The organism is Allomuricauda sp. TY007 (genome assembly GCF_010468565.1).
Taxonomy (GTDB): domain Bacteria; phylum Bacteroidota; class Bacteroidia; order Flavobacteriales; family Flavobacteriaceae; genus Flagellimonas.
Genome location: NZ_WUEG01000005.1, coordinates 72247 through 92783, shown reverse-complemented (window position 1 = coordinate 92783; position 20537 = coordinate 72247). Strand labels below are relative to the sequence as shown.

The window sequence follows — 20537 nt, the reverse complement described above, 5'->3', positions numbered from 1 at the left end:
CTAGAAATTACCTATTCTAACAATATCCGCAAAGATACCCGATGCGGTAACATCGGCACCTGCTCCGGCCCCTTTTATGATCAAAGGTTGGTCCACATAACGGTCGGTAAAGAACAGTACAATGTTGTCGCTCCCCTCCAAGTTGTAAAAATCGTGTCCTTTTGGAATTTGCTGTAAGCCCACTTTGGCCTTTCCATCTTCAAATTGGGCCACATATTTTAGTTTGCTATCGGCATCGGCTGCAATTTTGTACAATTTTTGGAAGTCAGCTTCATATTTTTTCAAGCTTTCAAAAAATGCTTCGTTGGAATCGGCCTCTAGGCTTTCTTTGGGAAGGAATGCTTCGTTTTCGATATCCTCAATATCCAATTGATGGCCACTTTCCCGAGCTAGAATCAAGATTTTACGCATGACGTCGACACCACTTAAATCGATGGTGGGGTCGGGTTCTGTATAACCCTGTTCCTGTGCCTGCTTTACCACATCGTGGAAAGTAGTGGTATCATTAAAACTGTTGAAGACAAAATTTAAACTACCGGATAGCACAGCCTGAATTTTTCTCACTTTGTCACCCGAAGCGATCAAGTGCTTTAGGGTGTCAATAATGGGCAAACCGGCCCCCACATTGGTCTCGAACAAATAAGGGGCACTGTATTCCTTGGCCAAGTGTTTTAGTTCCTTGTAGTACTCGTAATCCGAAGAGGATGCAATTTTATTACAAGTGACCACGGAAATACTGTTTTTGAGATAGCTCGAATAGCTTTCAGAGACTTCGGCACTGGCCGTATTGTCCACAAAAATACTGTTGCGATAGTTTAGTGCATTGACGCGGCTAAAAAATGCTTCTTTATTGGCAGGTTCTCCCTGACCTATTACTTTTTCCCAGTCTTTGAGTGAAATTCCACTTTCATCAAAAGCCATTTTTCTGGAGTTGCTGATTCCAATAACTCGAACATTAAGTTTTAGCTCTTCTTTTAAATATTTTTTTTGCTGACGGATTTGCTGCAAAAATTTGGAACCCACATTGCCAACGCCCATCACGAAGAGGTTAAGCTGTTTAATGTTTTCCTCGAAAAAGGTTTCGTGCAACGCGTTCAGCGCTTTTTTTACATCCTCTTTTTTGATGACTGCAGAAATATTACGTTCCGATGCCCCTTGGGCGATTGCCCTAATATTTACATTGTTCTTGCCCAAAGTACTGAACATTTTACCGCTCAACCCTTGGTGACTTTTCATGTTGTCCCCCACCAAGGCTACAATGGTAAGGTCTTTTTCAACGATAACGGGTTTTATCTTTTTCCTTGATATTTCATATTCAAAGGTCTCGTTGACCGCTTCGGCTGCCATGTCCACATCTTCATCGGCAATCCCTACACAGATGGAATGCTCGGATGATGCTTGGGTAATCAGGACAATACTGATGTTCTTTACGGAAAGGGTTTCGAAAAAACGCTTGGAAATTCCAGGAATCCCGATCATACCGGGCCCTTCCAATGACAGAAGGCTTATGTTGCCCACATGGCTGATGCCTCGCACTGTTTTCCCATTCCCATTGTTGTTTTTGGTAATCAAGGTTCCGGGGCTATCTGGGTCAAAAGTATTTTTTATCGCAATAGGAATTTCTTTGCCCAAAATCGGTTGGATGGTAGGGGGATACAATACTTTGGCTCCAAAATGGGACAGTTCCATGGCTTCTTGGTAGCTTATGTTGGCGATACATTTTGCCTGCTTTACCAGTTTGGGGTTAGCGGTGTACATACCGCTAACGTCGGTCCATATTTCTAATATTTCCGCATCTACGGCAGCGGCGATAATGGCGGCGGTATAATCGGAGCCGCCTCTGCCGAGGGTAGTAAGATTTCCACTTTTGCTAGATGCCACGAACCCAGGTAAAATTGTGATTTGGTTTTCTGTGGATATAAAATACGTCTCGCAATTGGCATTGGTTATGTTGAAATCCACATTGGCCTTTCCGAAATTGTTGTCGGTTTTAATGAGTTCCCTGCTATCTTTAAAAGTAACGTCCAATCCTTCGGATTTTAGGAACTCGCTAATGATGAAGGACGATAGCAATTCGCCATAGCTAACAATTTTGTCAGACAATTTGGGAGTGAGTTCACCAATTAAAAAAGCACCTTCCAGCAAAGTTTCCAAAATATTGAGTTCGCTTTTTACTTTGCTCAAAGCGGCACTTTGCGATTTTACGGGGATCAATTCCCTGATGGCGGAAATGTGTCTGTCCTCAATTTCTTTGAGGCTGTTTTTGTAGCTTTCATCTTGTTCGGATGCCAAACGCGATGCATTCAAGAGTAGGTCGGTTACACCTCCAAAGGCTGATACCACAACGGCAATTTGCTCGTTATTTTGGTTGTTGAGGATGGATTTGACCTTATTTATATGTTCTGGATTGGCAACAGAAGTGCCTCCAAATTTTAAGACTTTCATAAAGAAATAGTGTTGAAAAAAATTGTAAATAGATTAAAAAACGGACGGAATTATATATAGCAGACTTACCCCAAAGGGGTGGTAATGGTAATAGTGAAGGTAGATGAAAAGGGATTCATCAAATTAAGGTTACTATCCGTTTGTTTTAACTCCATTGCTCGTTAATGAGGTGATAAATGTAGTACTTTTGAATACTCCATCAAATCGTTGGCGTTGTTTTTTACGAAATCTTTATAAATAACCATTTTTTATTGCTGAATGAAAATTTTTAATGCACATCAAATCTATCAGGCTGATAAATCCACAATCCAAAAAGAGGGAATAAAGAGCGATGAACTGATGGAGCGTGCCGCTACCCAGTTGTTCGAATGGATGCATTCCCGTTTGCGAGGCACCAAGGTCAATATTAAATTGTTCTGTGGAATAGGAAATAATGGGGGAGATGGTTTGGTACTTGCCAGAAAATTGAATGAACACGGTTATTCCACTGAAGTGTATGTGGTAAATTATAGTGATAAACGTTCGGAGGATTTTCTGTTGAACTTAGAACGGTTGAAGGAGCAAAAAGTTTGGCCGGATTTTATCAATATAGAAAGTGACTTGCCCCAAATAACACTTAATGATATTGTGGTGGATGCCATTTTTGGTATCGGGCTCAATCGCCCTCCGGATGATTGGGTTGGTAATTTGATACAGCACATTAATGCTTCCCAGGCTTTTGTATTGTCCGTGGATGTTCCGTCGGGATTGCCTGTGGACAGAAGTCCGTGGGAAGCGGAGTTTGTGATTCGGGCTAGTTATGTTTTGAGCTTTCAAGTGCCCAAATTGGTTTTCTTTTTACCGGAAACAGGTGTATATGTTAACCAATGGGAGATTCTGGATATTGGTCTGGATCAAGATTTTATTGCTAAAACGGATGTTGATTATGAGCTTATAGGCAGACCGGAGGTGCTGCCCATATACCGGCCGCGACTTAAGTTTTCGCATAAGGGGATTTATGGTCATTCCGTTATCATTGGTGGAAGTTATGGAAAGATTGGTGCCGTACAATTGGCTGCCAATGCCAGTTTGAGCGTTGGAAGTGGTTTGGTGACCGCCTTTGTGCCCAAATGCGGGTATGATTCTTTGCAAACAGCGATTCCTGAAGTAATGGTATTGACAGGATCTCGGGAGAAGTGTATTTCGGAAATAGAGATTCCTTTTGAACCTTCGGTGGTGGGAATAGGGATCGGAATTGGCCAAGATGATGATACGGTTTCGGCTTTCAGTGCTTTTTTGAAAAAGGTCGATACTCCCATGGTCATTGATGCGGATGGATTGAACATGCTGTCCCAAAACCCGGAAATGCTCAAGGATGTCCCCAACTTATCGGTTCTAACCCCTCATCCAAAGGAATTGGAGCGATTGATCGGACGTTGGTCATCTGATTTTGAAAAGTTGGAAAAAACCAAGGCATTTGCATCCAAGTATAATCTAGTGGTGGTTATAAAAGGAGCACATACGGTTACTATATATAATGGTAAAGGCTATGTTAATACTACAGGAAACCCTGGTATGGCAACAGCGGGGAGTGGCGATGTTTTAACAGGGATGATTACCGGGCTTATCGCACAAGGCTATTCATCTGTAAAGGCAGCCATATTTGGTGTGTACCTGCACGGTTTGGCAGGAGATTTAGCGGTACCCTCAACAGGTTATGAGGCGCTTAAGGCATCCATACTTGTGGAACATATTGGAAATGCCTATTCCGAACTGTTCCGTCAGCCGGAAATGGAACAGAAGGATAATGCCCAGTAGTTAGGCACTGTTTCTTCCCTTTTTTGGTTTTATTCTTTTTAGCACCCAATCCAAAGCATTGTCAAATTCTATAAAAAACTCCATTGGTTTTTTGTAGAACATTTTTTCAATGTTGAAATTGTGCATATCTATCTCCTTTTTGGAGACTATGGCAAAGGCCTTTAAGTTGTCCAGGCCTCTGAGGTAATTGTATACAGTAGGGTCTATCGCATAGGAGTTCTTTCTAAGGCTGATATAGCCAAAGTCTTTGTCTCTAAAGTGTATTTCCGAAATTCCAATGATTTGATAGGTCCTTTCTAGAGTTATAGTAGCACCTTCATCAAAAGAAGCGACCATATAGTTGTCAAAAACTTGCACGGTCCCGACCTCCAGGCGATACTCGCGTACCACCACAGTCTTCTTATTAGAAGTAATTTTCATCCCCAATGTAATTATAGTGTCTCGCTTACGAAAGTAGCGGGGAGGGACAGTCAACGGAAAAATAATAGATTAAACGCTAAAATATCTTATGTATGGTAAATTCAAGGCATAAAAAAAAGCTGACAGTAGTCAGCTTTTTTTAAAGTTTTATCAGGTTTTATTTTTCAGCCTCAGGTGATTTTTCAGCTTTTTTTATTTTAATGGTGAGTTCTTCTTTTTCTTCATCCAAGTCCATAAAAATACTGTCGCCCTCTTCCAATTTGGAGTTTACGATTTCCTCGGCGAGGGCATCCTCTATATATTTTTGGATGGCCCTCTTGAGTGGTCGTGCTCCATATTGCTTATCAAAGCCTTTGTCGGCGATATAGTCCTTGGCTTTGTCGGATAGATTTAAATCGTAACCAATTTCCTTGATTCTTTTATAGAGCTTGTTCAGTTCTATATCAATGATTTTGTGGATATCCTCTCTTTCCAAAGAATTAAAGACTACTACATCGTCTATCCTGTTTAAGAATTCGGGAGCAAAGGCTTTTTTCAATGCGTTTTCGATAACGCTTTTCTGATGGTCGTCGGCCTGTGCCTTTTTTGCAGCGGTACCAAAACCAACTCCCTGTCCAAAATCCTTCAATTGTCTTGCACCGATATTGGAAGTCATGATTATGATAGTGTTCCTAAAATCAATTTTACGTCCAAGACTATCGGTAAGGAAGCCATCATCCAACACTTGCAGCAACATATTGAATACATCGGGATGGGCTTTCTCCACTTCGTCCAATAAAATCACGGAGTAAGGCTTACGACGAACTTTTTCGGTCAACTGTCCACCTTCTTCGTAACCTACATATCCCGGAGGCGCTCCTACCAATCTTGAAATGGCGAATTTTTCCATGTATTCGCTCATATCGATTCGTATCAAGGCATCTTCGGAATCAAATAGTTCCTTGGCCAAAATTTTTGCCAATTGGGTTTTACCAACCCCGGTTTGGCCCAAGAAAATGAACGAGCCAATGGGTTTGTTCGGGTCCTTAAGCCCGGCACGGTTCCTTTGGATTGCTCTTGCTACCTTGGATACAGCTTCATCTTGACCGATTACAAATCCTTTGATAAGATTGGGCAGTTCTGCCAATTTGTTGCTTTCGGTCTGCGCTATTCTGTTTACGGGTATACCGCTCATCATGGAAACAACATCGGCAACATTGTCTTCGGATACGGTTTCCCTGTGAAGTTTGCTTTCTTCCTCCCAACGCTCCTGTGCGGTTGCCAATTCTTTTTCCAGACGTTTTTCATCATCCCTTAGCTTAGCAGCTTCTTCGTATTTCTGTTTTTTGACAACGCTGTTCTTCAGCTCTCGAACATCTTCGAGTTGGCTTTCCAGTTCCAAAATCTGTTTGGGAACATCCATGTTGACGATGTGTACTCTTGACCCGGCTTCATCCAAGGCGTCAATGGCCTTGTCCGGTAAAAAGCGGTCCGTCATGTAACGGTTGGTCAATTTTACACAGGCCAAAATAGCCTCGTCCGTATAATTTACATTGTGGTGTTCTTCGTACTTGCCTTTGATGTTCATCAAAATTTCGATGGTTTCTTCCACGGAAGTGGGCTCTACCATTACTTTTTGGAAACGACGTTCCAAAGCACCATCTTTTTCTATGTATTGTCTGTACTCGTCCAACGTTGTGGCCCCGATACATTGAATTTCGCCTCTGGCCAATGCAGGTTTGAACATGTTGGAGGCATCCAGGCTTCCAGTTGCACCACCTGCACCCACAATGGTGTGAATCTCGTCAATGAACAGGATGATGTCGTCATTCTTCTCCAGTTCGTTCATAACGGCTTTCATACGTTCCTCGAACTGGCCGCGGTACTTTGTACCGGCCACCAAAGAGGCAAGGTCCAAGGTTACTACTCGCTTATTGTAAAGTATGCGGGAAACCTTCTTGTTGATAATGCGTAGTGCCAATCCTTCGGCGATGGCACTTTTACCTACACCGGGTTCACCAATAAGCAAGGGGTTGTTCTTTTTACGCCTGCTCAATATTTGGGAAACACGCTCAATTTCCTTTTCTCTGCCCACTACGGGATCCAATTTGTTCTCTTCGGCCAAACGGGTAAGGTCGCGTCCAAAATTGTCCAAAACTGGGGTCTTGGATTTTTTGTTTCCTTTTTGTGCAGCGCTTCCGGAACCGAAAGAACTTTCTTTGCTATCTCCCATATCGTCTGTATCCCCTGGAAAAGATTCCGCCTGTGGGGTGTCTATAAAATCATCATCGCTGGTAATCATGGACTTGAACTGTTCCTTGACATTGTCATAGTCCACTTTCAGTTTGTGCAATAGTTTGGTTGTTGGATCATTCTCGTTCCTCAAAATACAGAGCAGCAAATGTGCTGTGTTGATGGAAGAACTTTGGAAGAGCTTTGCTTCCAAAAAAGTGGTCTTCAGGGCCCGTTCTGCTTGGCGGGTCAGGTGAAGATTCTTTTTGTCCTTCTGTATAGTTCCTGTATTCGGATTTGCGGGACTTAGGATTTCCACCTTTCTACGCAGGTGATCTAAATCCACATCGAGTGCATCCAATATATTTATGGCTTTGCCATTTCCGTCTCTTAAAAGACCTAGCATAAGGTGCTCCGTGCCAATAAAATCATGGCCCAGTCTCAGGGCTTCTTCCTTGCTGTATGCTATAACGTCTTTTACTCTGGGGGAAAAATTATCGTCCATACGTTTCTTTTTCAGCAATTAAAATTAATAAAAGTATTGTTACGGTGGTCAAATACCGTACCCTTATTCGATAAAGTAGTGGTAAATGTCGAAATAATTACTGTTTTTTTCTGATTTAACAAAGGTTTATTATCACATTCTCGATTATGTCCACACTGTTGATAATTTTTTTAATAAAGTATTCGCAAAGCGTTATAAAGGCTGCTATTTTCTGTATATTGCCATGATAATTTAACCACAAAAAATCTATAATAAATAAGCATGGCGGAAGGAGAAAAGTTAATTCCCATTAATATTGAGGATGAGATGAAATCTGCCTACATTGATTATTCAATGTCGGTCATTGTGTCACGTGCCCTGCCAGATGTTCGTGATGGTTTAAAGCCTGTTCACCGGAGAGTGCTCTATGGAATGCACGATTTGGGTGTCAGGTCCAATAGTTCGCATAAAAAGTCCGCCCGTATTGTGGGTGAGGTTTTGGGTAAGTATCACCCACATGGTGATTCTTCAGTATATGATACCATGGTGCGTATGGCCCAGGAATGGAGCCTTAGGTACATGTTGGTGGATGGTCAGGGTAACTTTGGTTCAGTGGATGGAGATAGCCCTGCGGCCATGCGTTATACCGAGGCCAAAATGCGCAAGATCGCAGAGGAGATGTTGGCCGATATCGATAAGGATACCGTAGATCATCAACTTAATTTTGATGACACCATTGAAGAACCTACCGTGTTGCCGACCCGTATTCCCAACTTATTGGTGAATGGAGCTTCCGGTATTGCCGTAGGTATGGCCACCAATATGCCACCGCACAATTTATCCGAAGTGGTGGACGGTACAGTAGCCTATATAGACAATCATGATATTGAGATAGATGAGCTGATTACACATATCAAAGCTCCTGATTTTCCCACTGGAGGGATTATTTATGGGTACGATGGGGTAAAAGAGGCTTTCCATACTGGTCGTGGACGTGTTGTAATGCGTGCCAAGGCAACCATTGAAGAGGTTCAAGGGAAAGAAAGCATTGTTGTTACGGAGATTCCATATCAGGTCAATAAGGCGGACATGATCAAAAAGACCGCCGATTTGGTGAATGAAAAGAAAATAGAGGGAATATCGACCATTAGGGACGAGTCCGATAGAAACGGAATGCGCATCGTATATATATTGAAGCGCGACGCCATTCCGAACATTGTGCTTAACATGTTGTACAAGTACACGGCACTTCAATCCTCGTTCAGTGTAAACAATATTGCACTGGTTAACGGAAGGCCGGAGCTTTTGAATCTAAAGGAGATTATCCATCACTTTGTGGAGCATAGGCACGAGGTTGTAGTTCGAAGAACAAAATTTGAACTGAAAAAAGCCGAAGACCGTGCGCATATATTGGAAGGACTCATCATTGCTTCGGATAATATTGATGAGGTAATTGCCATTATTCGGGGGTCTTCCAATGTTGAAGAAGCACGAAATAGTTTGATCGAGCGTTTTAAATTGACCGAGGTTCAGGCCAAGGCCATTGTGGAAATGCGCTTGCGTCAGCTTACCGGTCTGGAGCAGGATAAATTGCGTGAAGAACATGCGGAACTTTTAAACACCATTGAGGATTTAAAAGATATTCTTGAAAAGAAAGAACGCAGAATGCAGATCATCAAAGATGAGCTTCTTGAAGTTAAGGAGAAGTATGGTGATGAAAGAAGGTCCGAAATCAACTATGCCGGAGGGGATTTGAGCATCGAGGATATGATTCCGGACGAGCAGGTCGTCATTACCATTTCCCATGCCGGCTATGTCAAAAGAACACCACTTACAGAGTATAAGACCCAAAATAGGGGAGGAGTAGGCCAAAAGGCGTCCTCTACCCGAAACGAGGATTTCTTGGAACATTTGTTTGTGGGCACCAACCACCAGTATATGTTGTTCTTTACCCAAAAAGGAAAATGTTTCTGGATGCGCGTCTACGAAATTCCCGAGGGCAGTAGGACTTCCAAAGGAAGGGCCATTCAAAATTTGATCAATATAGAACAAGATGATAAGGTAAAAGCCTTTATCTGTACCCAAGACCTCAAGGACGAGGAATATGTGAACAGTCATTTTGTGATTATGGCCACCAAAAAGGGAACCGTTAAAAAAACTTCTTTGGAGCAGTATTCCAGACCACGTCAAAATGGGATCAATGCCATCACCATTCGCGAGGACGATGAGCTTTTGGAAGCCAAATTGACAACGGGTACCAGTCAAATATTCCTTGGGCTCAAATCTGGTAAAGCCATTCGTTTTGAGGAATCCAAGACAAGGCCAATGGGTAGAAACGCATCCGGTGTACGAGGTATCAGACTGGCCGATGATAATGATGAGGTTATAGGAATGGTGTCTGTTCATAATTTTGAAGACGATATTCTAGTAGTTTCGGAAAGAGGCTATGGAAAACGTTCCAATATAGAAGACTACAGGATTACCAACAGGGGTGGGAAAGGTGTCAAAACCATTTCTATTACAAAGAAAACAGGTAATCTTGTCGCTATCAAAAACGTTACGGACACGGATGATTTGATGATTATCAACAAATCTGGAATTGCCATCCGGATGGGCGTTGAGGATCTTAGGGTTATGGGAAGGGCTACCCAAGGGGTGCGCTTGATCAATCTTAAAGACAATGACTCAATTGCCGCAGTGGCCAAGGTCGTCAAAGAAGATGATGATGTCGATGATGTTGATATACGCGACATCGAGGTAAAAGGAGAAGATGGCACGGCTATTGATAACAATACGGACGAAAAAGAATAATTAGTATATTAAGTAATAAACGATAAACACTAAATAATTTCAATTTTAAACATGAGAACAAGAATATTAATGCTATTGGCCGTAGGGGTATCTGCAATAGGATTTGCCCAAAAGGATGAGATGAAGACGGCAGAAAAAGCTCTTAAAGATGGTGATGCCGCCGCCGCAAAAGCTGCTTTGGTAAGTGCATCTTCCACAATCGGTTCGGCCAAGGAGAAAGATCAGGCCGAGTATTATGCCTTATTGGGAAATGCAAACTACGAATTGGCCAAAAAAGGAGAAGTATCTGCATTTCAAGAAGCTGTTGATGCTTACAACAAAGTAATCGAGATAGAAGAAGCTGATGGAAGATCCAAATACACTTCTGTGGCACAAGAAAAAATGAGCCAAATGACAGCTGATTTGGTAAACTCAGCTGTTGAGGACAACAACAATAAAAAGTTCAGCGAGGCTGCAGAGAAATTGTACATGAGCTACCGGCTTAGCCCTAAGGATACAGTATACTTGTACTATGCTGCCAGTAGTGCGGTAAACGGGCAAGACTACGAAGAGGCCTTAAAATACTACAAAGAGCTTAAAGATGTAGGTTATAATGGAGAATCTGTAACCTATACTGCGGTCAACGTTGAGTCTGGCGAAACTGAAAGCATGGACAAGGCAACCCGTGACCTATATGTAAAAGCAGGTACGCACAAAGACCCAAAAGAGGAAGTTAGCCCATCCAAAAAACCGGAAATCGTAAAGAACATCGCATTGATCTACCAGCAAATGGGAGAGAACGAAAAAGCAATCGAAGCGTATGCGGATGCGAGAGCTGAAAATCCGGACGATGTAAATTTGGTATTGGGAGAAGCAAACTTGTACTATGCCATCGGAGACAAAGAAAAGTTCAAGGAGTTAATGGGGCAGGCTTCTGCCATGGCTCCCGATAACGCCGATTTGCTTTACAATATTGGTGTAATCAACATGGAGCAAGGTAACTTGGAAGATGCAAGGGATGCCTATAAAAAAGCATTGGCTATCGACCCAGGTTATATCAATGCCTTGTTGAACCTATCTACAACGTATGTGAATGAAGGTAACGGCCTTATTGATGAAATGAACGAATTGGGAACTTCAAAAGCGGATATTGCCAAGTATGATGAGCTTAAGGAGAAAAAAGACAGCCTTTTTAGAGAAGGAGCAGCAGTTTTAGAGGATGCTCTTCAGTCCAATCCGGACAACGAAAGTATCTTGACCCAGTTGAAAAATATCTATGGAGCTTTGGGAGATAACGAAAACTTCATGAGAATCAAAAAACTTTTGGGAGAGTAATCACAATACAATCCTTCCCAAAAAAGACAGCCCCGAATTATCGGGGCTTTTTTTATATCACTTTTTTAATGACCCTGAGCTGGTGGGTGTATCGTTTTTCTTCTGAATTGAAGATACCGGTATGGTCTATCCTATCAATTCGAACGAGACCATTTACGTGTATAATATAATTGTCCTTTAAAATAACCCCGACATGGTCAATAACACCCTCGTTATCATCAAAAAATGCCAAGTCGCCCGGTTCGCTTTCTTCAATAAAACTCAGTGCTTCTCCTTGCTTGGATTGATCTTCCGCTGTACGTTCCAACATATGGCCATTTATTTTATAGACCATTTGGGTAAACCCGGAACAATCAATTCCAAATGGAGTTTTTCCACCTGCAAGAAATGGAGCTTTTAAATACATAATGGCCGTATCGACCAAACTGTCCTTCGGGTTTTTACCGCTATGGATACTGCCCTCAAAAGTGTGGTTCAATAATTCCGGAGCGTTGATCATAGATCCCATAAGGATGGGCAATAGCATACCATCGTTCGTGCAGATATGGGATATAACATCGGAACATATTTTTTTCGGTTCCAGCGCTTCTAGGTTATTGTATGTTTCCTCGGCAATAAGTTTGAGTTGGTTGTTGGGAATCCAACCCTCAAAATTGTCATAAGCTGCTCGAATTCTGCTCCATTTTTTTCTGCTCTCCAAAACCTTGAAATGCTCGCCATATAATAATTGGGATGACATTTCGGCACAATCGTCCGGGTTTGTTCTAATGGGAACAATACTTAGAGGACAAATTCCATATTGCATTTACTGTACAGATTGAATCCCTCATTGAGGGTTTTATTCCCCGACGTTCTATGTCGAAATGAATTAATTATTTTCGTTTGAATACCTCACGGGATTGCCCCGCGAGGTAGTTGGTTCACTAATTTCTTTCCAAAACAATTGATGAAGCTCCACCGCCACCGTTACAAATGGCCGCAGCTCCCAGTTTGGCATTGTTTTGTTCCAATATATTCAACAATGTTATGGTTATTCTTGCTCCCGAACAACCCAAAGGGTGCCCCAAAGATACCGCCCCACCGTTTACATTTACATTTGAATCGTTAAGACCAAGGATTTTCATGTTGGCCAATCCAACCACAGCAAACGCTTCATTGAACTCAAAGTAATCAATATCCTCAATGGAAACCCCGGCACGGTCCAGAGCCTTGGGTAAGGCCTTTGCAGGTGCGGTTGTAAACCATTCGGGTTCATGGGCAGCATCAGCATATCCTTTAATGGTGGCCAAAGGTGCTAAACCAAGCTCTTTGGCCTTTTCTTCACTCATCAAAACAACTGCGGCAGCACCATCGTTAATTGTTGATGCATTGGCTGCGGTAACTGTTCCATCTTTGGTAAAAGCAGGTCTTAGCGACGGTACTTTTTCCAATATCACATTTTTAAATTCTTCGTCTTCGCTTACAACTATAGGTTCTCCTCTTCGTTGAGGTACTTTAACGGGAACCACTTCGTTATCAAATTTTCCGCTCTTCCAAGCTTCTGCAGATCTTTTGTAGGACTGTATGGCATAAGCGTCTTGGTCTTCCCTGCTGAATTTATATTCGATGGCGCAGGCATCGGCACAAACTCCCATGGCATTTTGGTCGTAGGCATCTACAAGGCCATCTTTCTGCATTCCATCCACTAGGGTTGTTGGACCAAACTTGGTTCCATTTCTCATATAGGCATAGTGAGGTATAAGGCTCATGTTCTCCATACCTCCGGCCACGACAATGGAATTTTCGCCCAAAGCAATGGATTGAGCGCCTTGCATGATAGCTTTCATACCGGAAGAGCATACTTTATTTACGGTTGTGCAGGGCACGGTATTGGGGATGCCTGCAAAAATAGCAGCTTGTCTGGCAGGAGCCTGTCCCGTACCTGCCTGTACCACGTTGCCCATCAAAACTTCTTCAACAAGTTCGGGTTTTAGACCTATTTTGTCCAAAGCTCCTTTTATGGCCACAGCACCCAATTTTGGGGCAGGAACGCTGGATAGTGCTCCCATAAAACTTCCAATTGGGGTCCTTGCAGCGGAAACGATTACTACTTTTTTCATATGTGCATTTTTACTCTTGCGAAAATACTAAATTTAAATGCAAACCGATAAGGGTCTCGGGCAACGGACTTCTTATATATATTTTCTATTTTTGAAGCTAACAGTTTTAGGGAATGGGAAAAACTTTGGATAATATATATAAACACCAATCGCTGGTCTACAAATATTTCCTGTATGTAGTTTCGATTGCCCTGATCGTATTCTTTTTCCCAAAAGGGGGAAAATTTAAGTACGAGTTTCAAAAGGGCAAACCTTGGCAATATGAAAACTTGTATGCCCCAATTGATTTTTCCATAAAAAAGACCCAAAAGGAGATAGAAGAAGAAAAATCCTCGATCAGGGCCAATAAAACCGACTATTACACCTATAACGCCTCTGTGGTTTCCGATGTTAGAGCAGAAGTTGCTGCGGAGTTGAATACGCTTTTTCAATCGGGCAACTTTTCGGCGCAACAACGACAGTCCTTGAGGAGTCTTTCCGAAGAAGTTATTGAAGACATTTATACTAATGGAGTTTTCCAAAACTTACCGGAATCCGAATCCACTGTAGTAGTAAAAAATAACGAGGCACAACCTGTTTCCCCAAGCGATTATTTGGTTCTTGAGCAAGCTAAAAGAGAAATGTCGAACCGTTTTTCAGGGGCCAATATGGTCGGGGCTCCTCGTTTGACCGAAATATTGAGAAATAGCCTAAAGGCAAATCTTTCTTTTGATGAAGATTTAACAAAGAGTGCCTTAAGCGATGAGCTTTCAAAGATCTCGTACACGCGTGGCGAAGTCGACCAAGGGAAATTGATCATTGCCAAAGGGGAAATTGTGGAGTCGGAGGACTTTAAAATATTGAACTCCCTTAAAGATGAGTACGAATCGGAGCTCTGGATGGGAAGCAATTATTATTTTATTTTACTCGGGTATACCGTATTGGTTGCGTTGGTGCTCATTATGTTGTTCTTGTTTTTGAAACGATACAGGAGCGAGATTTTTCAGAACAACAACAAGGTTACTTTTATTTTCTTCAACATTTTGTTGATGGTACTCGCCACCACACTGATGACGAAGCATTACGAGAACTATATCTATATGGTTCCCCTGTGTATTTTGCCATTGGTATTGAAAAACTTTTTTGATGCCAGGTTAGGATTGTTCGTCCATGTGTTGACTGTTTTGATTCTTGGTTTTGTAGTTCCCAACAGTTTTGAATATATCTTTTTACAGACCATAGCGGGTATTGTTACCATTTTAACGGCCTCAGAGCTATACAAGAGAGCCAATCTATTTATATCGGTGGGTCAGATTACCTTGATCTACATAGTTGGTTATTTTGCCTTCCATGCCATTCATGAAGGTAATTTGCAAAATATTGAGTGGATATTGTTTGGTGTTTTTGTGCTGAATGGCCTTTTGACGCTTTTTGCCCAACCGCTGATCTATATGTTCGAGAAAGTGTTCGGACTTGTATCAGATGTGTCGTTGTTGGAGCTTTCCGACACCAATTCTAAATTGCTCAAAGAATTATCGGACAAAGCGCCGGGTACCTTTCATCATTCTTTACAAGTAGCAAACTTAGCCGAGGCTGCGGCCAACGAAATAGGTGCAAATGCCATGTTGGTTAGGGTAGGAGCGCTTTACCATGATATTGGTAAGATGGAGCGTCCGACTTATTTTACCGAAAACCAGATTACCAACGTTAATCCACATGATGACTTACCGCCCAAGGAGAGTGCCAAGATTATTATAGATCATGTAATCAATGGTATTGAAATAGCCCGAAAAAACAATTTGCCAGACCGTGTAATTGATTTTATCAGAACCCACCATGGAACAACTATGGTCTACTATTTCTATAAAAAACAACAAGAATTGGATCAAGAGGTGGATAAGGAAGATTTTAAATACCCTGGGCCAATACCTTTTTCAAAGGAAACCGCTATATTGATGATGTCGGATGCCGTAGAGGCCGCCTCGAAGAGTTTAAAGAACCCGACATTTACCATGATAGATGAGTTTGTGGAGAAAATAGTAAAGGGACAGATGCAGGCCAACCAGTACTTGAATGCCAATATAACCCTTAAGGAAATTGAAATGGTAAAGAAGGTGCTCAAGCAAAAGCTTACTAATATCTATCATTTACGAGTGGAATATCCTGAATAGCAGGGAAGTGATAAAAGTTCCGTGAAAAAAGTGTAAAAATAGTTGCGATCTTACATCTGAAAAGGTACATTTGCATCCGCATTTTCAGAATGCATGTTCATAATAAATTAATTGGAGAGGTGCCGGAGTGGTAACGGAGCAGATTGCTAATCTGTCAGCGCGTAAGTGCTGCCCGGGTTCGAGTCCCGGTCTCTCCGCTTTTTCCAACATATTTCGGGGTGTAGCGTAGCCCGGTTATCGCGCCTGCTTTGGGAGCAGGAGGTCGCAGGTTCGAATCCTGCCACCCCGACTTTTTAACATATCAGATGAATTCAAAACCCTGTTAATCGTATGATTTTCAGGGTTTTTCATTTTTTTTGATTTTTTTTTAAATCAATTAAAACGGGAATTAGCGTCAACAATTCGGATAACAAAATAATTTTAACATTTGTGTTGACCGATTTGTTAAAATTTTTTGGGCAGACGCGTTAAAGAACGTAACTTTAAAGGGATTTGACTTTCGTCCGGGAACTCATGTGTAACCTAAAGACGAAAGAAATGAAGACTTCTTCGACATTCAGTATCATGTTCTGGGCGAACATCCCCAGGGCAAAAGAAAACAAAGCGACTATTTATGTAAGGATCACCGTTAATGGCAAACGGGCCTCCATCAGCCTGAACCGCAAGGTCGATCTCGCCATTTGGGACCCCCATAAGAACCGTGCCCTTGGGAACAGCCAAAAGGCCAGGATGCTCAACAGCTATCTGGATGAGACCTATAACCACATCTTCCAATGCTACCGAGACCTGAAAATGGATGGTAAACTCATCACCGCAAAGGGTGTCAAGGCAAGGTACCTGGGAGAGGATGAGAAGAGCCGTACCCTATCCGATATTGTCGCCTACCACGGTGAGGATATGGTGGACCAGTTGAAATGGGGCACCCAGAAGAATTATTTTACCACGCAAAAGTACCTTACCAAGTTTTTAAAGGCCCGGTACAAGACTACAGATATGTACCTCAAGGAACTGGACTATGACTTCATCATCAAGTTTGAAAGGTTCCTCCGGAACCATAAGCCGACGGACCACCAAAAGCCCATGGGGAACAATACGGTGATGAAGCACATCGAGCGCTTTAGGAAATTGATCGGGCTGGCCATCAAGCTGGGTTGGCTCGACCGGGACCCCTTTGCTTATTTTAAGCCCAAATTCATCAAAAAGGAAAGGGATTTTTTGAACAGGGAAGAACTTGCCGAAATTGAGAAGAGGGAATTTGACATGCCGAGGTTACAACAGGTAAAGGATTTGTTCGTGTTCAGTTGTTACACCAGTTTGAGTTATATCGACGTGATCAATCTGAGCAAGGGCAACATCCATTTGGGAATAGATGGAGAGCAATGGATCGTCTATCAGAGGGAAAAGACGGCCAAGCCCATCCGTATTCCCATTTTGCCCGTGGCCCTTGAGATCATTGAAAACTATAAGGACCACCCCAAGTCCAGGGCAAACGGAACACTGTTCCCCAAAATATCGAACCAAAAACTCAACTCCTATTTAAAGGAGATTGCGGACCTGTGCGGTATCACCAAAAAGCTGACCTTCCATGTGGCCCGGCATACCTTTGCCACAACGGTAACCCTTTCCAACGGTGTACCCATTGAAACGGTTTCCAAGCTTTTGGGGCACAGCAAGATTGCCACGACCCAAATTTATGCCCGGGTGATCGAGCGTAAGGTCAGTGAGGATATGCAAAAGCTGAAAAGTCAGTTTCTGATCAACAATTCCAATAGAAATGATACGGGTGAGCAATCAATCCGATAGGTTTGGATGTAATCAATTTCATAAAATAATAAATTACAAAATATGAATGCTATTAAGGATTTAAAAGTACTTCACAATGTTGTTTCGTTTATTTCGTTTATCTTTGTATTAACCAAAGAACAAGTCGCAATGAAATCTTTTAATGAAATCAAAAAACCTTCCAAGGAGGAACAGAAATTGGCCATTGAATCCTATGGCGCTTTAGTATCGGCCATTTCTCAATTGAAATCCGATGAGCCGGAAATTGAAATTGAAGAGACCAGGGAGCGGATCAAGATACCATTGAGTGCATTGAAGCTTTTGGGAGAAATACTAGATGCCATGGGCAAGGGAAAACCTTTTTCCTTAGTACCGATAGCCACTGAGGTGACTACCCAGAAGGCAGCCGAAATACTTGGTTGTTCCCGCCCCCATTTTGTGAAATTATTGGAAGAAGGGGAAATAGGGTTTACCAAGGTCGGTAAGCATAGACGGGTAAAGTTTGAGGATGTGATGCGATATAAAAGGAAGATGAAGGAAAAACAGAAAAGGCACATTATCGACATTATGAAGGCGGACGAGGAAAGTGGTACGTATGATTCATAGCGTACAGTTTACTTGTGTTCTGGATACCAATGTTATCTATCCGATTAACATTCGGGACCTCTTGTTCTGGTTCGCCTATTACGACCTTTATACCCCCAAATGGAGTAATCATATTTTCGACGAGTGGGATGAAGTTATGGAAAGAAAGGGAGTGCCCGAACATGAACGTAGAAAACGAATGGAATGGGCCAATCTGGCCTTTCCTGATGCCTTGGTGACCAATTATATCGGATTAATAGAAGGTCTTACACTTCCAGATCCAAAGGATTGCCATGTATTGGCGGCTGCCATTAAGACAAATGCCAATGTCATTGTAACTAACAATCTAAAGGACTTTCCCGCGAGCTATTTATCTTCTTTCGGTATTACCGCAAAAACAGTGGATGATTTCTTGACGGATATAATTGATTTAAATCCGGAGAAAGCAACAATGGCTTTTAGGGAAATGGTATTGAACAGAACCAATCCTGATCTTGATGAATACGAGGTCCTTGACATTCTTAGGAAGAACGGACTTAAGGATACCGCAGACTTTCTTCATTCCCAACTCTGAAGAATTAAGTATAGTATACCAAGTAGTTTCCGATACCAGTAGTATTTGGCGGTTTTAGGGCTTGGATTTCGAAAATGGTTTTATAAGTAATAAAATTGTTGTTATTATTGAACAGGAATTAGGGGGTTGTTTTCAAAATCAGCTTCCTATTTCCCTTCAATTCCCGTAATTCCAATTGCAGCTTTTCCTTATCCCCCAGCACAAATTTGGGCAGGACGTAAACAAACCGAAAGGATTGGCTGTTCCGTAACCTGGATGGCATCTTATGGGTATAGATCGGTTCCATTTCCAATTGTTGAAATGAAGCCTTGCGCTTTTTGTTCCCACTGACCCTGTACACCTTTAAAAAATCAATATCAAATGAAATGCCGGATGTATTGGAAAGTTCCATGACCAGATAGGTTTCCGGTCCGTTGTAGACGAATCCTTGCAACTGGAGCTTGATACCCTTTTTATTCCTGGAGTTGAGTCGTTTCTGTTTTGATTTCAAAAGATGTTCTGCAAACCGTTCAAAATATTCTATTCGTAGGGTAGTGCTATCCTTCACTTTTTTGGAAGGTCCGGGAGTGGCCTTGATTGGCATTTCAGTTCCGATGCGCTCTGATTTCGGAATGAAATAGTTCAGTTTGGACAGATTTTCTTCATATTTCAGGATATAGGAGAATACACTTCCATCATCCGTGACCACCAGGAGATTACTTTCCACTCCGGGCTGCGCCTGTAACAGACCAAAGTACTGTTCCTTTTCCCGGTTATAGGTAAATACAAAATGTATTGCCCCGGTAACGGCCTGACGGATGGCCCCTGGAAAGAACAGGGCCACGTTCTTTTTGTCATTTGCGTATAGGGTGTCTAACTTTTGTTGCGCATGCAATGCCCTGCAAAACATCAGGGCCAATAGTAGAAGTACTGTTCTCATGGTTCTAGTTTTAATATTATTTGATAGTCGTCCAAAACGGTCACCTTGACCTGTCGGTTGTTCCTTCTAAAAAGTTGTTTGATACCACTGACCTGTGGGACACCGGGGACATTGACATCGTCCACTACATCGCCGACCACCTGTCTTTGGACTTCTTCACGGAAACTGTTTTCGATATAGATGCCTTCACTACCATCGGCCAGGTCATAGGCCCCAAAGGTGATAGGCCGGTTATCGATATGTTCAATGGTGATCAGGGTCCTGTTGGGCTTGAAGCTTACAAAACCATAAATGAGGGTGTTCCTTGGGACCAATTTTCCACTGATCTTTGCCGGGTGGTTTAACCGCATCCGGAGGCGATAATGTTGTTTGACTGTCTGGGTGCCATCCACCCGGACAGATAATTTACTGTCTGTGTTTAAGCTGGTTGCCAATGGATTTTCATTGGGATCGGAAGCAAAGAAGAGTTGGTGCTCCAGTCCGATTTCCTTGGCAACGATCTCCCTCTGTTTAATCTTTACTTTTTTGGGGACCATGTCCATGGGGATGGGTTTTGGTACTGTGCCGGATGTGGACGGGGCATGACGATAGGTCTTTTCGGTGTAGTCGATCTTTCCCTGGGCATAAATGCTGTCAATGATCCGCATCTTTTCCTTGTCGGGAAGATCGGGGTCGTAGGTTCCAGTGGAGTCCAGCAAGCGTTCATCATAGACACTGGGGGCATTGACCTCCCGTTCCTCCTTCAGGGCATCCAAAGCCTCCAGTTTACTCTTATATTGCTTTTGGCCGTCCCCCAGTTTGGGGACAGGTACCTGGTTGTCCTTGACCTCTGGATCTTCTTTTTTTCTAAAGGTCAGTATGGAATACCCCACGATGAAGAGGACCACTCCAACTATGGTCAGTACTGCTATGAGCTTGTTTTTCTGTAGTTTCATCCTATTGTTGT

At 42.4% G+C, this 20537-nt stretch carries 14 protein-coding genes and 2 tRNA genes; 9 read left to right on the top strand and 7 right to left on the bottom strand.

Annotated elements, in window-relative coordinates:
* The gene (gene thrA, locus GO009_RS07180) at nt 1-2445 is read right to left on the bottom strand and encodes a bifunctional aspartate kinase/homoserine dehydrogenase I (RefSeq protein ID WP_163625529.1); all 2445 of its coding nucleotides are present in this window, start codon (nt 2443-2445) and stop codon (nt 1-3) included.
* Nucleotides 2446-2703: 258 nt separating this feature from the next.
* Between thrA and GO009_RS07175 the strand changes: the two genes are divergently transcribed.
* Nucleotides 2704-4242, top strand: coding sequence for an NAD(P)H-hydrate dehydratase (locus GO009_RS07175; RefSeq protein WP_163625528.1), 1539 nt, complete (start codon nt 2704-2706; stop codon nt 4240-4242).
* Here GO009_RS07175 and GO009_RS07170 read toward each other — a convergent pair whose 3' ends face one another.
* Nucleotides 4243-4662, bottom strand: coding sequence for an STAS/SEC14 domain-containing protein (locus GO009_RS07170; protein WP_163625527.1), 420 nt, complete (start codon nt 4660-4662; stop codon nt 4243-4245).
* 157 nt (nt 4663-4819) lie between these two features.
* The gene (locus GO009_RS07165; RefSeq protein WP_163625526.1) at nt 4820-7378 is read right to left on the bottom strand and encodes an ATP-dependent Clp protease ATP-binding subunit; all 2559 of its coding nucleotides are present in this window, start codon (nt 7376-7378) and stop codon (nt 4820-4822) included.
* Nucleotides 7379-7639: 261 nt separating this feature from the next.
* Here GO009_RS07165 and gyrA point away from each other — a divergent pair, with 261 nt between their 5' ends.
* Entirely contained in the window at nt 7640-10168 is a 2529-nt protein-coding gene (gene gyrA, locus GO009_RS07160) for a DNA gyrase subunit A (RefSeq protein ID WP_163625525.1), read from the top strand.
* Nucleotides 10169-10219: 51 nt separating this feature from the next.
* Nucleotides 10220-11482 (top strand): tetratricopeptide repeat protein, encoded by a 1263-nt coding sequence (locus GO009_RS07155; RefSeq protein ID WP_163625524.1) that lies wholly within the window; start codon nt 10220-10222, stop codon nt 11480-11482.
* A gap of 52 nt (nt 11483-11534) precedes the next feature.
* Here the strand turns inward: GO009_RS07155 and GO009_RS07150 are convergent, their stop codons facing one another.
* Nucleotides 11535-12287, bottom strand: a complete 753-nt coding sequence (locus GO009_RS07150) for an NlpC/P60 family protein (RefSeq protein ID WP_163625523.1) — start codon at nt 12285-12287, stop codon at nt 11535-11537.
* A 118-nt stretch (nt 12288-12405) separates the two neighbouring features.
* On the bottom strand, nt 12406-13581 hold the full coding sequence (locus GO009_RS07145; RefSeq protein ID WP_163625522.1) for an acetyl-CoA C-acyltransferase: 1176 nt from the start codon (nt 13579-13581) through the stop codon (nt 12406-12408).
* Nucleotides 13582-13694: 113 nt separating this feature from the next.
* Here GO009_RS07145 and GO009_RS07140 point away from each other — a divergent pair, with 113 nt between their 5' ends.
* From GO009_RS07140 to GO009_RS07115, 6 genes are all read left to right on the top strand, one after another.
* Nucleotides 13695-15731, top strand: a complete 2037-nt coding sequence (locus GO009_RS07140) for an HD family phosphohydrolase (RefSeq protein ID WP_163625521.1) — start codon at nt 13695-13697, stop codon at nt 15729-15731.
* A gap of 113 nt (nt 15732-15844) precedes the next feature.
* Nucleotides 15845-15928, top strand: a tRNA-Ser gene (locus tag GO009_RS07135).
* A 17-nt stretch (nt 15929-15945) separates the two neighbouring features.
* A tRNA-Pro gene (locus tag GO009_RS07130) sits at nt 15946-16020 on the top strand.
* Nucleotides 16021-16268: 248 nt separating this feature from the next.
* Nucleotides 16269-17534: a site-specific integrase gene (locus tag GO009_RS07125; RefSeq protein WP_163625520.1), complete on the top strand. Its 1266-nt coding sequence runs from the start codon at nt 16269-16271 to the stop codon at nt 17532-17534.
* A gap of 129 nt (nt 17535-17663) precedes the next feature.
* Nucleotides 17664-18119 (top strand): helix-turn-helix domain-containing protein, encoded by a 456-nt coding sequence (locus tag GO009_RS07120; RefSeq protein ID WP_163625519.1) that lies wholly within the window; start codon nt 17664-17666, stop codon nt 18117-18119.
* Nucleotides 18109-18672: a PIN domain-containing protein gene (locus GO009_RS07115; protein WP_163625518.1), complete on the top strand. Its 564-nt coding sequence runs from the start codon at nt 18109-18111 to the stop codon at nt 18670-18672. Before GO009_RS07120 ends, GO009_RS07115 begins: the two co-directional genes overlap by 11 nt.
* Before the next feature lie 118 nt (nt 18673-18790).
* On the opposite strand, the gene GO009_RS07110 is transcribed toward GO009_RS07115, so the two are convergent.
* Together GO009_RS07110 and traM are read right to left on the bottom strand one after the other, a co-directional pair.
* Nucleotides 18791-19591, bottom strand: coding sequence for a DUF4138 domain-containing protein (locus tag GO009_RS07110; protein ID WP_163625517.1), 801 nt, complete (start codon nt 19589-19591; stop codon nt 18791-18793).
* A complete protein-coding gene (gene traM, locus GO009_RS07105; RefSeq protein WP_163625516.1) occupies nt 19588-20526 on the bottom strand; it encodes a conjugative transposon protein TraM in 939 nt (312 codons plus the stop codon). The genes GO009_RS07110 and traM overlap by 4 nt, the downstream gene beginning before the upstream one ends.
* Nucleotides 20527-20537 lie beyond the last annotated feature (11 nt).